The sequence below is a fragment of the Pandoraea sp. SD6-2 genome, from assembly GCF_000389825.1.
In the GTDB taxonomy this organism is placed as follows: domain Bacteria; phylum Pseudomonadota; class Gammaproteobacteria; order Burkholderiales; family Burkholderiaceae; genus Pandoraea; species Pandoraea communis.
In genome coordinates this window covers 273,031-290,221 of the sequence record NZ_KB944426.1, presented here as the reverse complement: position 1 = coordinate 290,221, position 17,191 = coordinate 273,031, and the positions used below count along the sequence as shown (strand labels likewise).

Sequence of the window (17,191 nt, the reverse complement as noted above, 5' to 3'; positions counted from 1 at the left end):
ACGGTGGCGCCGCCGATGGTTTCCGTGTCCACGGGCGGTGGGGGCATCCGTCGGCGCCTGTGATCACGACATCCGATCATTGCCGCGGTCCCGCCATTCGCGCAACCATGTCGCGAGATCTGTGACCGGCATGCCCAGTTTGTCGTTGAGTGTCTGGTTTTTCGGCCAGGCAACGCCATCGTTCCGCGCGAAGGCAACCCGGTACTTGCGCATCACGTCGTCGGGATGCGCCGCCGCATCGGCTTTCAGTTGCGGCACGCGCCAGAGTTCCCGTTTGAAGGGACGGCCAAGCACGGTCTCCAACGTGTCGGCGAGTTCGCGATAGGTGAACGTGTCGCCCGCCAGATACACGACCTTGTCATCGAAGGATGGCCGGGACGACGCGATCAGGGCGGTCAATCGGCCGATGTCGTGCGGCGTCGTGACGGTCAGCTTGTAGTCCCAGTCACCCAGTGCGTGCACGGTGTCCTGTTCGAGGTCCACCAGACCAAATGCCGGCAAAATGACGAAACTGGTGAACATCCCGGTCGACACAATCGTCCAGCGTACTTTGTCCTGATTGCGCAACATCTCGCGCACGTCCAATTGCTCATCCCAGACATCCTGGCCGCTGCCCCGGCCGACGACGTCGTAATCCACGCCGAATTGCCAGGGGATGTAGTGAGCAACCCCTGCGGCCAACACGGCAGCGGTGATCTTGCGTTGAGTGCCGAGGCCACCGACGAAGCCGGTGCAGCAGATGATCTGGTCGAATGCAGAGAAGACGGTGGCCAGCGCTTCCTCGCTGGCGGCGGCGAGGTCCACCTCGGCAACGTCGATTCGAAGCTGGCGCATCATGGCGACGGAGGCGGCGTTGGCACCCGGGCGCAGCAGAACGCAGACGGAGGTCACTTGGCCTGCATCGCGAAGTCTGGCGAGTTCGCGTAACACGCTCGCACCGAGTTCCCCTGCACCGAGCACGAGGGTGGGGCCTTTCGGCGGGATTTGATTGGGCATTTGCAACTCCTGTTGAGTTGCGAATAATAGGAGCGTTATGGACCCGCGAGAAGAAGGCACACCCGTGATACCGCCGAAGACGCCCTCATTTGACGAACTCCTGCGACAGTCGCAAGAGGCTTGCGACGCACTGAGCACAGACGACGACGGCCTCAAGCGCGAGATACTGGCGCATGCGGGGAATCGCTGGTCGCTGGGTGTGGTGCATGCCTTGGGGGTGGCGGGCACGTTGCGCCACGCGGCGCTTGCGCGCAGGCTCGATGGCGTGACGCAGCGCATGTTGACGAGGACCTTGCGTCAGTTGGAGCGCGACGGTTTGATCGTCAGGCACGACCATGGCGAAGTGCCGCCGCGCGTCGATTATTGTCTGAGCGAGTCAGGACGAGGACTGCTGGTGGGCATGCTCCCGCTCTGGCGATGGGTTATCGACAATGCGGCCGGTTTTCGCGATGCCCGGCAGCGATACGACGAGAAATCGTCATCGAAGCATCCGTCGCCAGAATTGTCGCGTCGGCAGGAATAGTCTGCTTTACCCGCTACCCGCTACCCGTAGCTGTCAAGATTCAATTCGGCCCACGAACTTTTTGCAGACCTTAAAACACGGCGCGCAATGCCGTTTGTCACCGAAATTTCATGTCGGACAAGTAATCTGACTCGCATTTGCCAAAGGTTTGGTTCACGCGGCCCTTGGTGTTTGGACGGGCGCGCGACAGAAGATGACAGCTGATCGGGCATCGACAAGTTGGCTGGCGCTGGCGGGATGTTCGATTTTCCTGGCGCTGACTTCGGCGATTTCGCCGGCGCGTGCGAACCCCGCAATAGGGCAGGTCGCGCCGGTGCAGGAGACCGAATCACGCATCGACTTCGATATTCCGGCGTTAGCGCTGACCGACGCGCTCCAGCGTTATGGCGCCACGGCGCGTCAACCGGCGCTCTATCGCAGTGAAATCCTCGCGGGACAAATCTCAACGGCCGTTCAGGGCAGATATTCGCCCGAGGCCGCCCTGCATAAATTGCTCGAAGGCACGGGCCTGACGGCTGAGAAATTCAATATGGGGCAAAGCAGCGCGTTCATCCTGAAGTCAGCGAGTGATAGTACCGCCGTGCCGTCGCCCAATGGGCTGGGCAATCTGACCGGCTATCCCGGATTTGTGCAGGCACGCGTCTGGCAGGCGTTGTGTGGCAACCCGCTGACCGTGCCCGGCCGCTATCGTGCCGTGCTGCGCTTCGAGCTTGACGCCTCCGGGCACATCCAGCATCCCCGCCTGATCGGCTCGACGGGCGACCGTCGCCGGGACATCGCAGTACTCGAAACGCTACGTGACCTCCGCATGGACGCCGCACCGCCCAAGGACATCGCGCAACCGGTCACGATGTTGCTGCTGCCGCGCGATGCCGAATTCGGCATGTCGTGCGACGCCGACCCGGCAGCCAGGGCGGGCTCATGAGCGACGACACGCCGCCGATGGTGCTGGTGGACTATCTCACCAAGCACTACACCACGCTCAAGTCGCGCATGACACGCCTGCTGGGCAACGGCGATCTCGCCGGCGATGCGCTTCAAGACACCTGGCTGCGCGTGCACAGTCGCGAGGAAGACGAGCCGATCCATAGTCCGGCAGGCTACCTGTTGCGCATGGCCGTCAATATCGCCGTCGACATACAGCGCCGTCAGGGGCGAGCCCTGCCGCTCGACGAAATCGCCGAACTCATGGACATGGCCGATCCCTCGCCTGGACCGGAGCAGATCGTGGAGGCACGCTCCCGCGTGGAGGCGCTGCGTCAGTTCATCGACGCCATGCCCAAACGGCGTCGCCAGATTGTGCTGATGGTCCATTGGGACGGACTGGAACAAAAGGAAGTGGCTCGGCGGCTCGGCGTTTCGCTGCGCACGGTCGAGTCTGATCTGAAGCGGGCGCACGACTACCTGATCGCCCGGAAAGACCGATGATGAAAATAGTCTGCGGTTCCCCAGGGGGCTCGTTCGTCTTTGCATATGAGGCCAAATTTCAGGCAGCCCGCCTGCCACTCGTGCATGCCATATCCTTCCCGGATGGCGCAGTCTATGGGGAAAACGCGTGAGTTCCGTTGACGACAACCGCGGCCCGTCGTCGGGCGACCTTGAGCGCCAGGCATGGGCGTGGCTGCGTCGTCTAAGCTCGGGTGACGTGACGTCGTGGGATGCCGACGCGTTCAAGCGCTGGCTGCACACCAGTCCGGCGCATCACGCTGCCTTCAGCGAGGCCAGGCAGGCGTGGGCGTTGATCAAGCCCGCCGCGCGCGAGGTGCTGGTGAGCAATCCCGAAGCGGCCCGGCAGCATGTGCGCGCGCTGAATGGACCGAATCTCGGCCGCCGCGCGTTTCTTGGTGCGGCCGCGAGCGCTGCCGTGGTCGCCGGCGTTGCCATGCTGCATCCCCCTGCCGGCCTTTGGCCCGCCCCGGCAGCGTGGGGGGCCGATTTCCGCACGGCAACCGGCGAGCAGCGCACGATCTCGGTGGCGTCGAGGGTGAACGTCATGCTCAATACCGAGACCAGCATTCGCCGGGAAACCGCAGGTGCGAAAATGGTCGGTATTCGGCTGCTGACCGGGGAGGCTGCGGTCGATGTGGCGGCGGGCGGTGCCGCCTTTGCCGTCATCGCCGGTGCGGGGCGCAGCGAAGCCAATGCGGGACGTTTCGAAGTGCGCCGTCTGGCCAGCGGTGTTTGCGTGACGTGTATTGACGGGGCCGTGAGCGTCGATCACCCCGCCGGCCGCCATGTCTTGAGGGCCGGTGACCAGACCGTCTACGACGACGCGACGGTTGGTCGCGTCAGACGTGTCGCGGTGGCCGATGTCTCCGCATGGCGCAACGGTATGCTGGTGTTCCGCGAGACGCCGCTCAGTCAGGTACTCGACGAGATCAACCGTTACCGGCGCGGCAGGGTGGTGCTGATGAACGCGTCGTTGCGCAGCCAGCCCGTGAGTGGGAGCTTCGACATTACGTTGCTGGATATGGCCGTGGCGCAACTGGAGCGCACTTTCGGCCTGAATGCCCGCGCATTGCCGGGTGGATTGGTCGTACTTTCCTGACGTCTTCGCAGCGACGTGGCCGCCATGTCGTGTCGCTGTCTCTTACAGAAAAAATTCTTCGAAATATTCTGCGGGTGGATGGGTTCGCCGTTCGTCCTTGAGCATGGGGTCGCGTTGTCATCATGACGATACGTCGTGGGTGTCCGGCGTACCCCGATGAACAGGACTTCCCGGCACGGGGCGGGCAGTCGAGTGGTATTGACCCTTTACCGGCAGGATTTGAGATGAGCACACGCGGTCACACGGGCGCAGCACGAAAATTACGGTATCCTAAACAACTGAGAAACTTGTTTCGTGCAGCACCGATGACGCGTGCTATTGCCATGGCGCTGGCGACGGGCGGCATGTTCGTCGAGGCGCATGCGCAACAGGCTTTCAGCGCAGGTTGGTTCGCCGCTCGGGGCGCTGCACAGAATACGGCGACGCAGACCGGCAGACTGCCTAACGGCATGCCAGTTTCATCGTTAAATACGCCGTCCGAGCAACAGCGTCTTGCGAACGTTCAACTGCAACGCTCCATCGATAATCTGGGCATCACTGCGCAGGCCATCGCGGCGCAGCAATCGATGCAGGCTGCCGCCAGACAGGCCGCGCAGAACGACGCCTCAGTGCCGGACGGTTTGACCGCCGGCGGCCTGAAAGTCGACTCCAACAGCCTGACGCAGGGCTGGATCAACGTCAACGCGCCGACCCAGACCGTGTCCGGCGGCAAGACCACGGTGTCGGTGCAACAAACCGCCGACAAGGCCATTCTGAACTGGGAGACGTTCAACGTCGGCAAGAACACCACGGTCGCTTTCGAGCAGCAGCGCGACTGGGCGGTGCTCAATCGCGTGAACGATCCGAAAGCCCGGCCGAGCGTGATTCAGGGGCAGATCAAGGCGGATGGCACGGTGCTGATCGCCAACCGGAACGGTGTTGTGTTCACGGGGTCCAGCCAGATCGACACGCGAAATCTCGTGGCGGCGGCGGCCAACATCAGCAACGACCAATTTCAGAACAATGGCATCTATGGTGTCGGGGCCAGCACCCCGACATTCACCGGGGCTGCGGGCAAGGTGGAGGTATTGGCCGGTGCGCAGATCGCGACGCGCGCACCCGGCGCGTCGACCGACGGTGGCGGATACGTGTTGCTGCTCGGTAAGGAAGTGCACAACGCAGGAGACATCGCCACGCTCAAGGGGCAGGCGGTGCTGGCGGCAGGCGACAGCTTTGTCATCAAGCGCGGTGTCGGGACCAACAGCAACCCGGCGTCGACCACACGCGGCAGCGAGATTACGCCGCAATTCGCCGCCAACAGCGCGGCCGGACTCGTGACCAATTCGGGCCTGATCATGGCTCGCGAGGGCGATGTCACGCTCGCCGGGCGCGACGTCCAGCAAAACGGCGTGGCAATTGCCACCACATCGGTCAACACGCGCGGCACGATCCATCTGTTGGCCGTGGGGGCCGATAGCAAGATCGCCGTTGGGCGCGGGGCGGCGACCGCCATCGTGATCGATGGCAACGGCAGCGCGCTGGACAGTCAGCGCAGCGCCTTGCTCGGGCCGCCCGTCGAGGGGGCCTACAACATTACACCGGTCGACGACCGTCGCGACCAGTCGCGTATCGAGATTATCAGCGCGGGCACCGTCGACTTCCTGCAGGACTCGCTGACGCTTGCGACCGGCGGACAGATCATCGTCAACGCGGCGACACGCAGTCTGGTGCGCGACGGCGCCCAACTCGATGTCTCCGGTGCCGTCGGCGTCAATCTGTCGATGGAGAGCAACAACGTCAAGGTCAACGTTCAGGGCAACGAGCAACGCGATGCCCCGGGCAATCGCGGCAGCAAACTGCTCAATAGCAATGATGTGTGGATCGACCGCCGCAAAGTCGTCTTCGTTCCAAAGGGCACGAACGGCTACGACAGCGACCGCTGGTACACGGCAGGCGGCTTGCTCGAAGTCAGCGGCTACCTCGGTACCCAGGGACATAGCGTTGGCGAATGGATGGCACAGGGTGGCACGCTGACCTTCGGCGGCGCGGACGTCGTTACGCAATCGGGGTCCAACATCAATTTGTCGGGCGGCACGTTCAATGTGCAGACCGGCTATCTGAGGCAGACTTGGCTCAAGGGTGCCGACGGAAGTCTGTACGAAGTATCGAAGGCCCCGGCCGACCTGCTTTACACCGGCATTTACAAGGGCTTCGAGGATGTCCACGCCCGCTGGGGTGACAGCGCGACCCGCTACTACGCCACACCGCTCATCGCGCCGTCGACACGCCTTGAGAATGGCTACACGGTCGGTCGCGACGCCGGGCGGCTCGTGGTCTCGGCCAAGAGCGCGGTGCTCGAAGGCGGCATTGTCGGCAACGTCTTCCAGGGTGCCCGGCAGACACAAGCCCCGGCACCGGATCTCGATGGATACAACCAGTCGCAGAACACCGTCGCACGTCAAGGGCAGTTGATCGTCGGCAAGTATCAGTCGATGTACGACAAGACCAGCGGCCTGCTCTACGACAACCTGAGTGCGGTGATGAACGAGGTCGACTTGCGCGACACGCAAGCGCGCGTTGCGGCAGGGTTGGATCTCACCACGGCGACACCCGCTGAGCGTCAGGGCAAGCTGGTGCTCGACACGTCGCAGCTCAACGGCTTTTCGCTCGGCGCGATACGCCTTGCCGCCAAGGACCGCATCGAGGTCAGTGGCGACCTTCAGGCCGCGTCCGGCGGTCTCGTCACCTTGTATGGCAACGACGTGGCGGTGAACGCCAACGTGAGCGCGCACGGCGGCCGTATCCAGATTGGCAGTCTGCTCAGTCAGATGGATACGAACGGTCTTGTCAACACCATCGTCAATTCCGGCGCGCCCGTGGGCAACGTCACCCTGGCCCAGGGCGTGAAACTCGATGCGAGCGGCCTGTGGAGCAACCTGGTGACGAACCCGGACCGGATCGACGGTCTGCCGTATCGCGATGGCGGCAGCGTTGTCATTCGCGGCAGTGGCAACGTGAGGCTGGGTCAGGGCAGTCTCATCGACGTTTCCTCGGGGGCGACGCTCGCGAGCGACGGTAAATTGCAAGGCGGGCGCGGCGGCGATGTGACGCTGGCGGCAACGGGCGACAACGCAACGCTTGCGCTGGGGTCCGATGCTGCCCTTCGTGCCTATGGCTTCGGCGGTGGCGGCACGTTCGACGTGCTCTCGCAGAAGGTACTGATCGGCGATGCACTCGCAGCGCCGGATGCGGGAACCCTGACGCTCGGCGGCGACTTCTTCAACAAGGGGTTCTCCAATTATCGGGTGAACGGTGCGGTAGGCCTGAGCGTGAGCGACGGCGCGCATGTCGATGTGACGATGCCCGTCTATCGACGTGCCGACGACGCGCGCGATCTGACGACGGCAAACGACCTGCGCGACAGGTTCACGGTGTGGACTCCGCCGTTGTATCAGGAGAACGCCGCCAAGGCGGTGCTCACCCAGCGCAAAGGCGCGAGTCTTGCCCTGCAAACCGGCAACTACCTCTCGACGGCGCAGGACATGGCGACGGCGCAGTTGGTCATTGGAAAGGGCGCTGCCGTCAGCGTTGACCCTGGCCAGTCGATCGCATTGAGCGGCATCGGCCAGATTACGGTGAATGGCACCTTGAACGCCTGGGGCGGCAACATTACGTTGGGCGACATGAAGGACAATGCCGTGGTGGCCGAGACGGTCAACGCACACGGGCATGCCCGCTCGATCTGGATTGGCGAGCGCGCCGTTCTGGACGTGGCGGCCCGGGCGGCGACGGCGAGCGACGCGCGTGGCAATCCCTACGGACTGGTGCGCAACGGCGGCAATATCGTCATCGGCGCAGAGATCGATCATGTTACCGGCAGCGCGACAGGCACGCACCTGTTCGTCGTCGTGCGTAACGGTGCCGTACTCGATGCTTCCGGCGCGCAGGCGATGCTCAACGTCGATGGACAGGGCGTAAGACAGGTCACGACCAACGGCGGCAATATCTCGATTGCGTCGAACAATGGCCTGTATCTGGACGGTGCGTTCAGAGCGGCTGCCGGTGGTGCTGGTGCGACGGGGGGCACGTTCTCCGTTGCGCAGGTGAGTGCGGCCTATCTGCAGCAGGCGGCGACCGCGCGCGTGCTTGCATCGCGTGAATGGACTGTTGAGCAAGTCCAGAGTGAGGGCCCCTTGCACGGCATGCTGACGCCCGCACAGGCCGCCGCCGCACTGACTTATGGGTACGGCCGATTGTCCGTGGCACAGATCGAGGCAGGTGGCTTCGATAACTTTTCCATCCTCGGGCAAGTTGGATTTTCTGGCGATGTTTCGCTCAAGCTCAACCAGAATCTGCAGATCTACGGCGGCCTCACGACGGCGAAAGGCGCTGCCGCGCCGTCGAACGTCCACCTCGATGCGTCGTACCTGCGTCTGGCTCAGGCACGTTTGAATGCTCGGGACGGGTACGTCGTCCCGGGCGAGGTAACGCCTGCGCCGCGCCCGCTCATTGGCAAACTGGATGCGAAAGCCAACCTCATCGACGTTCGCGGCGGGGTGGCCGTCGACGCCGGTAACATTGAGTTGACCAGCCGTGGCGACTTGCGGTTTATGCCCACTAGCGACGGGTGGAATGGCGGGGAGCCCGTCACGGTGCTGGCCGGCCCGGGAGACATCACGCTTCGCGCCGCGCAGTTGTACCCGGGCACCGGTGCAGGTGCTGCGGTCAGGGCCGGCTACAGTGTTGTCAAGGGGCTGGCCGGCTACGACCCGACGCGTAAGCTGAGCGTCGCACGCACCACCGATGTCATTCCGGAGCTCCCGTATTCGGCATTCGGTTCGCTGTCGTTGCTGGCCGCGAACGTGGAACAGGGCGGTGTGGTCCGTGCACCATTGGGACGCATTCAGCTTGGCACGCCGGGTTATGACGGCGCGAACAGCCTGACCGTCCGTCTTTTGCCCGGCAGCGTGACATCCGTGAGTGGTGCCGGTCTCACCATGCCCTATGGGGGCACGCTCGACGGTCAAAGCTGGACTTACAACGGCAAGGACGTCACCTTCCAGGGCGCGGGCGGCGTTGCCGGCTTGGTATTGGCGGGGAAGTCGGTCAGCGTTGAGCGCGGCGCGCTGGTCGACCTTTCGGGCGGTGGCGACCTCATGGGTGCCGGCTTCGTGTCGGGGCGAGGCGGTTCCACCGACGCGCGCTTCTATCCGCTGATGCAGGTCGGTGCGAATGGCGGATTCGTCTTGCCGGATTCGAAGACCAACCCGGTCTACGCCATCGTTCCCGGCGTGCAAAGGGCCTACGCACCGTCGGCAGGCGGCACTGGCGATCCGGCCATCGGCCGCCAGATCACTATCGGCGCGGGCGTGCCCGGTCTGCCCGCAGGCACCTACACGTTGATGCCTTCGACTTATGCGCTGCTGCCGGGCGCGTTCCGCGTGGAAATCAACGGACGTGCGGGACAAGGCGCGGGCGCATCGGCGCAGGCCATGCGCAACGGCTCGTGGTCCGCTTCCGGAACCCTGTCGACGGCAGGCACAGGGTCTCGCGACAGTCTTGCCAGCCAGATGATCCTGACACCGGCGAATGTGTTGCGTACCTATTCGCAATACAACGAGACCGACTATGCCACGTTCGCGATAGCCGATGCGGCGCGGCGCGGTATTCCGCGTCCCGCGTTGCCGGTCGACGCCAGAACGCTTCAGTTGGCGCTACAGCCGGGCGCCGGTGCCAATGCCTTCCGTTTCGATGGCACGGGCCGTTTCGATGCGGCGCAAGGCGGCTACGGTGGCACGGTGTCGGTATTGACGCCGAGGGGAAGCGCTGGGATTCAGGCGCTGGAAGTCGTGGCCGAGAACGCCAATGCCACGCCCGGATTCAAGGGGGTCACGCTGCGCGCGGACACCCTGAACAATATCGGCGCATCACGCATCGTGCTTGGCGGTACGCCGGTGACAACCTACGGTCAGGGTGGCAACTACATCAGCTTTGGCTATGACATGCCCGAGCAGCTCTATTTGCGTAGCGGCGCGATATTGTCGGCACCGGAGGTGTTCCTCGTGGCGGCGGATAATACCGGAAATCCGCTCGCGGGTGGTCTGATTCGCGTGGAGCAGGGGGCGGGCATCAACACGCTCGGCCGGGGCAAGGTCGCTTACGACGCGAACGACGGATTCATCTATCAGGCAAACGGCTATGTACTCGCGGCGTCCAACGGGCTGGTGAATCTCTTGCCGTCCAGTGCTGCCGCGCGAGGGGGGATCGAGATAGGCAACTGTCCCGGTGGCGCATGCACCGGCACGACAACGCTCTATTCCGAAGGCACGATCGCTGCCGCAACGACCGGCTCGTTCACGCTCGACGACGCTGTGCGCTACGGCACGCGCAATCTCACGCTTGCGGTGGGCGCCATCAACGTCGGTACCTCGCAAGCGCTTGCCGAAGCGCAGGCGAACGGTACTCGCGCGAACGGTCTGGCGATGAACCAGAGTCTGATGGACCGACTGCTGCGCGGCGACACGTCGACAGGTGCCCCGGCATTGGAGACGCTGACACTGAGCGCGGCGAACAGCGTCAACTTCTACGGCGACGTCACGCTCGATACCTACGACAAGACAACCGGCAAATCCGTGCTGAGCCGTCTGGTGCTCACCACGCCGGCCATCTACGGGCAGGGCGATGCCGCGACGGCGGCCACTATCCGTACCGCCAACTTGATCTGGGGCGGGGCGCAGAGCGAGCCCGGCGCCGTGATCACCCATGGGGCAGGCACTGGCAGCGGCACGTTGAATCTGGAGACGGAGCGCTTCGAGTTCGGTTTCGGACCGTTCTCGCAACCAAGCAGCATCAAGTCGTACGACCGTCTGGCGCTGGGTTTTGCCAACGTCAACATCAGCGCCAGCGATCGTGTGACGTCGAATCACAAGGGCAGTTTGTCCGTGTATCAGTCAAAGGGCGCCTATGACGCGTTGAGCGGCTTCCAGTACAGCGGCGGTAACCTGAACCTGACGACGCCACTCATGACGGGGGCGGCCGGTTCCTCGAACCGGATCACCGCTGGCGGCGCGGTTTCCGTGGCGTCGCCCGCAGGTGCGGTGCCGGTCGATCGCTCGCGGGATATCGACGCGCTGGGCGCAGATCTGACACTGCACGGGGATAGCTTGGGCGTGGCGACGGCCGTGGTGCTGCCTGGCGGCAAGCTCACGCTGATTGCCGATAAGGATCTGACGCTGGCCGACGCCGCGCAGATCGATCTGGCAGGGCGCAAACGCAGCTTCTTCGACGTCGACAAATTCACCTGGGGAGGCGACGTTGTGCTGGAGAGCCGTGGCGGCAACATCTTCCAGTCAGGCGGGTCGACCATCGATCTGTCCGCCGTCAACAGCAGCGCGGGCACGCTAAAGGCCATCGCCCTGGATGCGGCAGCGGGGCAAGTGGATTTGGAAGGCCGGATTCTCGGCAACAGCAGCGGCCACTACGATGCCGCCGGCACGTGGGTCCCGTTCATGCCGGGCAGAGTGGAGATCCGTGCGCAATCGCTGGGCGCCGGGTCGCCGGATGCGCAGTTCGCGGCGCTCAACACGCGGCTGAACGACGGCGGCGTGTTCGGCGGGCGCAGTTTCCAGCTCAAGCGCGGCGACCTCACCATCGGCAGTGAACTCAAGGCGGGCGACGTCAACGTGTCGGTCGATAACGGCAGTCTGACCGTCGCCGGCATGATCGACGCCAGCGGCGAGCGTGTCGGGTCGATCCGGCTCGCGGGGAAAAACGGTCTCACGCTGGCCGATACTGCGGTGCTCGACGCGCACAGCACCGTATTGCGTGTGGACAGTTACGGCAAGATCATCGACAGTCCGAACCGAGCCATCGTCGAACTCAGTTCGGGCAATGGCACCCTCACCCTGGGGCGTGGCGCACAGATCGACTTGCGTCACGGCACGAATGCGGCGTTCGGCACGGCAGCGGGGCAGAACGACGGCGTGCCGCGCGGCACGCTCACGCTGAACGCGCCGCGCCTGGGGAGTCAGGGCAGCGTGGGCGATGCCGATGCCACCACCTACGGTGACGTTGCCATCGACGCTCGCAGCGGTCTGACCATTCGCGGGGCCAAGTCCATTGCACTGAACGGCATGCAGCGGTACGACGACGCCCCATATGCCACGCTCAAGGATGCCAATGGCAACGTCCTGCTCGATGCGAACGGCAAGCCGGTGCTGGAACTGGCGGCCGGCGGCCGTCCGTATCAGGTGATCGATCAGGCGTACATGGACGGTAAGCACGCAGACAGTACGACCTTCATCGACCATGCACTGGCCAACGGCAATTTGCTGAACGTGAAGATGGCGGGGCTCAATAACGCCGACTACCTCGGCGCGTTGCATTTGCGTCCCGGCGTGGAGGTTGTGAGCAAGACCGCCGACGGCGACATGATCGTTCGCGGTGACCTCGATCTGTCGGGCTATCGCTACGCGAGCCTCAATCCGCTCTCGGCGAAGACCAACGTCTACGGTTCTGGAGAGGTGGGCATGCTCACCGTGCGGGCGGGCGGAAATCTCGATATTTTCGGCAGCATCAACGATGGCTTCTCGCCGCCGCCGATCACCAAGGACGATAACGGGTGGAAGCTGCTGCCGGGCATGAACTTCGGCGGAGACGACATCGTCGTGCCGGGGCTGGGCGTGACGCTGGCCGACGGTACCGCGTTCCCCGCCGGGGCGATCCTCAACTACGACTTGCCGATCAAGGGCGTTGTCATACCGGCCGGTACGCGCATGCCGGTGACAGTGACGCTCGACGCGCCTCTGATATTGCCCGCCGGCACGGTACTCACGGGCGCCGTGCGCGACAGCGCGGGCAATGTCTTGTTTGCGGCTGGCACGCTGCTGAAGACGTCGGTAACGCTTGCCGCCGATTCCCGGATCGACCCTGGCTCGGTGTTGCCGTTGGGCGTGAGCGCACGCGCCATGCTCTGGCCTAAGGGCGTGCCGTTGCTAGGAACACCTGATCCGGGCGAAGGCGATCTGAAACGAAACGTGGTGTTGCTCAACGGGGCACAGGCGCTTGCTGCGGGGGCGGTGATCCCGTCAGGTACCGACGTGAAACTGCTCGCGGGGGTCGACTCAATCGAGCTGCGTCCGGAGATTGCCGGCCGGCAAGGCAAGTCGTGGGCCATTGCCCAGATGCTGCCCGAGGGATCTCAGTCGTGGTCGCTGCGGCTGGTCGCGGGGGCCGATACAACTGCGGCCGATAGCCGGATCGTACAAACGCGTCCGGTGCATGGGGACCTGCGGCTGGCAGACAGCCACTACGGCATGTACGGCAAGGGTGTGCCACCCAAAGGGGTTCAGTACTGGACGCAGGAGGCGGCGGATTTGGGGATTGACGGCATTGTGGCAGGCGAAAAGATCGACGAGGCCCTGCTCAAAAAGCTGGGTGTCGACTCCTCCGTCGATGATTTCTGCTCGGATTCACCGGCATATTGCGTCCTCAAGGTCAGCTATACGTGGACGCAGCAAGGGATCGACGAATGGGGCGATCCGTCGCTCCATGTGGGTGACGTGCTGGACCCGGTCAAACTCGGCTGGCCGACGATGTGTGATGAGAACCCGGGGTGGTGTACCGCGCCGGGCATGACGTACAACTACTACGCGACGAGTCAGCGCTTCAGCGTCTTGCGCACTGGCACGGGCGATCTTGAATTGCTCAGTGGCGGCAACATGCGAATGGACTCGTTGTACGGTGTCTACACCGCCGGTACGTCGTCGGCCAAGACTCGCCCGGATGATCCGTACAACCTGCCGCGAGCGAGAAGTGCGGCCGGCACTGTGCTCAACGAGCCCGCAGGCAACAATGAAGCGTTTGTCGACGGTGGCGCCGACAGTGTGTATCGCGCCTGGTATCCCGATCAGGGCGGCAACCTGTCGCTGCGTGTCGGCGGCAATCTGACGGGGTCGATACTGCAACCGAGCGCGTGGATCAGCCAGCGGCCGCTTCCGGGCGACGGCGGGTACGACAGCGCCAGTGTCAGCAACTGGTTATGGCGTCAGGGCAGCGATGGCGTGGCCACCGGCACCCAGGCGCAACCGACAGCGTGGTGGATCAACTTCGGCAGTTTTGTCAGCGCATTTGGCGGGGGCGTAAGCCGACTGATCGGCTTTACAGGGTTCGGTACGCTGGGCGGGGGCAATCTGACGGCGCAGGTCGATGGCGACGCAGGGCAATTGACGAGGCTTGTCGGCAGTCGTTTCTCTGAGGTGGTGAACCCGCGCCCACAAGGGCTGGTGCTGGCTGTTGCGAGCACCGGCCGTGTCGCGGCGGACGGCAGCATGACGTTGACCGGTGGCGGCGACCTCGATTTGCGCGTGAGCGGCGCGGTGAATCCTGTTGGCAGTAATGTTCTCGATCACGCGAACGGTGTGGTCAGCAACTTGCGCGGTCACACCGAGATCAAGGCCGGCCAACTGGGTACGATCGACCTCGTCTACGGCAACGCGTGGTCACAACATACGGCGGGCGAGACCCGCGCGTTCGATCCCTTCCGGTCGACGCGCGGCGACATGAGAGGTGGGTTCACTTTAGTGCCGGGGGATTCGACGTTCAACCTGTCGACCCTGTCGGATCAGGTCACGCACGACGTTGCCGATCCCGGCCGGCTTCCAATGGAATATGCCTCGCCATATGTCAGCAAGACGGGCATTTACGGTAGCGGCTGGAGCTGGTTCACCTTGTGGACGGATCGCACGGCCATCGATATGGTCACCGCGGGCGGCAACCTCACGCCGGTCAACACCTCGGTCGGCACGTTGACGGATGAGGCCGTGATGTATCCGGCGACGCTGCGCGCGGTGGCGGCCAGTGGCAGTCTCTACTACAGTAAGCCGGGGCTCGTGCAGGGCGCCACCAACGACGCGTTCCCGATCTTGCTGGCACCGTCGTCCGCGGGCGGTCAGTTGCAGTTCCTCGCCGCTGACTCGATTTATGCAGGGGGCTTCACGGTCAGCCAGTCCGGGGCGTCGAAGCGCGCGATTGCGACGCCGCAACGGCCCGCGTATCTGTCCTGGTTGCTGCCCGTGGGTGGGTCGATGGCACAGACACCGGACGCCACCAATCTTTCTGGCGACGGTAATCGCGCGGGGCTCGGGATGTTCCCGCTGTTCGCATTCGACGCGAATTCTGCGACGGGGCAGCCGAATGCCGGCGCGATCCCGGCGCTCTTCTATGCCGTGGATGGTGATCTGGTTGGGGTGAGTACCGGGCGGATCATCAAGTTCACCGGCACAGGCACTTTCTTCGAGCGGGAACCGCGGCGCGGCCGCACCTGGTATGAGGGGGCACAGCCGGTCCGGATGCTGGCGGGACGCGACATCGTGCGAAGTGGCAACCTGCTGCTTGAGGGAGGCTCTGGGGCCATTGCAAGCGGTTTCGATTTGAGCTACACGGGCAATCTGTTCGTTCATAACAACGCGACCGACGTGTCGGTCGTCTCTGCCGGACGCGACATTCTCTATAGCTCATTCAACGTCGCCGGTCCGGGCACGCTGGATATCAGCGCCGGGCGCAACATTCTGATGGAAGACCGTGCTGCGGTGACCAGCGTCGGACCTGTCACGACGGCCGATACGCGTCCCGGTGCGAGCATCGCCATGCAGGCGGGTGTGGGCGCCAAGGGACTGGATTATCTCCAGTTCGTGAAACCCTATCTGGACCCGGCCAATCTGGCGCGCACCGGCGTGCCGTTGGCCGATCAGGCGGGCAAGGTCGTGAAGACCTACGAAGCGGAATTGGCGACGTGGCTGGCCGAACGTTACGGCTTTTCGGGCACCGGAGACGAAGCCCGCGCGTACTACCTCGGATTGCCGGTGGAGCAGCAGAGGGGTTTTGCGCGCGATGTCTATTTCGCCGAACTCAAGGCTGGCGGGCGCGAGTACAACGATCCGGCCAGCCCGCGCTACGGCAGCTTCCTGCGCAGCCGCAATGCCATTGCCGCGCTTGCCCCGGACACCGATGCGAATGGCAATCCCACGGCGTACGCGGGCGACATTCTGATCTTCCGGGGGAATCGGGTGATCTGGGACCAGCTGAATCAGGTGAACATTTATCAGCCGCGCAGTGGCTACATCCGCACCAACTACGGCGGGGACATTCAACTCCTCACGCCGGGCGGGCGCCAGGTCTTCGGTATCGAGGGCGCGGCGCCGCCGGCAGAGTCCGGTGTGCTTACGCAAGGCGGCGGCAATATCGAGATGTTCTCGCGTGGCAGCATTCTGCTCGGCCAGAGCCGGATCATGACGACCTTCGGAGGCAGCATTCTGGGCTGGTCGTCGGAAGGGGATATCAACGCGGGGCGCGGTTCGAAGTCCACGATCGTCTATACGCCGCCCAAGCGTGAATACGACCAGTGGGGCAACGTGAAACTGTCGCCGCAGGTGCCGAGCACCGGCGCGGGGATCGCCACACTCAACCCGATTCCGGAGGTGAAGCCGGGCGACGTCGATCTGCTGGCGCCGCTAGGGACGATCGATGCCGGCGAGGCGGGGATTCGGGTATCGGGGAACATCAATCTGGTGGCGCCGCAAGTGGTGAACGCAGCGAACATCCAGGTGCAGGGGAAGTCGACCGGCATTCCGGTCATCGCTGGCGTGAACGTGGCGGCACTCTCCAACGCGAGCGCCAGTGCAGCGCAAGCCGCCTCTGCCGCGCAGGACGCCGTGCAGCGCGAGCGAAGCGCCGCGCGTGCATCGCAGCCGTCGATCTTCACGGTGCGTACGTTGGGGCAGGGGAATGCGCCGGAAGCAGGGGCAGACGCCGGTAAGGTCTTGCCGCTGCGCTCGCCGTTGTCGCCCGAGACGGTGCGCTACAGCGCGTCAAACCCGGTGCAGATCGTAGGGCTGGGCGAGAAGGTCGATCCGGCGCTCTGGGCACGTCTGAGCGACGCGGAACGCCTGGCGTTGCGGCAGGACCGATAGGCGGTGGGTGAGGCGTGGCCATCAAACCGGCGCTCATGCGGGCCTTCGTGGAAGCGGGCATCCGTTTCGCGATTCCGGCCATCGTGCAATAGCTTGCTTAAGCGTTCGAGCCTCCGGGGGGCGTGTGCACCACACACTAGACGCCCGGGGGCTCGAGCCTGCTGGCATAAGCACTGC

At 64.1% G+C, this 17,191-nt stretch carries 6 protein-coding genes; 5 read left to right on the top strand and 1 reads right to left on the bottom strand.

What is annotated here, in order from left to right:
- Positions 1-63 precede the first annotated feature (63 nt).
- A complete protein-coding gene (locus C266_RS05920; RefSeq protein WP_010806339.1) occupies positions 64-996 on the bottom strand; it encodes an aromatic alcohol reductase in 933 nt (310 codons plus the stop codon).
- Positions 997-1,033: 37 nt separating this feature from the next.
- Here C266_RS05920 and C266_RS05915 point away from each other — a divergent pair, with 37 nt between their 5' ends.
- From C266_RS05915 to C266_RS05895, 5 genes are all read left to right on the top strand, one after another.
- The gene (locus C266_RS05915; protein ID WP_010806338.1) at positions 1,034-1,519 is read left to right on the top strand and encodes a helix-turn-helix domain-containing protein; all 486 of its coding nucleotides are present in this window, start codon (positions 1,034-1,036) and stop codon (positions 1,517-1,519) included.
- Between the two features lie 193 nt (positions 1,520-1,712).
- Positions 1,713-2,444, top strand: coding sequence for a TonB family protein (locus C266_RS26065; protein ID WP_010806337.1), 732 nt, complete (start codon positions 1,713-1,715; stop codon positions 2,442-2,444).
- On the top strand, positions 2,441-2,947 hold the full coding sequence (locus tag C266_RS05905; RefSeq protein WP_010806336.1) for an RNA polymerase sigma factor: 507 nt from the start codon (positions 2,441-2,443) through the stop codon (positions 2,945-2,947). The genes C266_RS26065 and C266_RS05905 overlap by 4 nt, the downstream gene beginning before the upstream one ends.
- A gap of 127 nt (positions 2,948-3,074) precedes the next feature.
- Positions 3,075-4,067, top strand: a complete 993-nt coding sequence (locus C266_RS05900) for a FecR domain-containing protein (RefSeq protein ID WP_010806335.1) — start codon at positions 3,075-3,077, stop codon at positions 4,065-4,067.
- 305 nt (positions 4,068-4,372) lie between these two features.
- On the top strand, positions 4,373-17,014 hold the full coding sequence (locus C266_RS05895) for a filamentous haemagglutinin family protein (RefSeq protein ID WP_010806334.1): 12,642 nt from the start codon (positions 4,373-4,375) through the stop codon (positions 17,012-17,014).
- Positions 17,015-17,191: the final 177 nt, after the last annotated feature.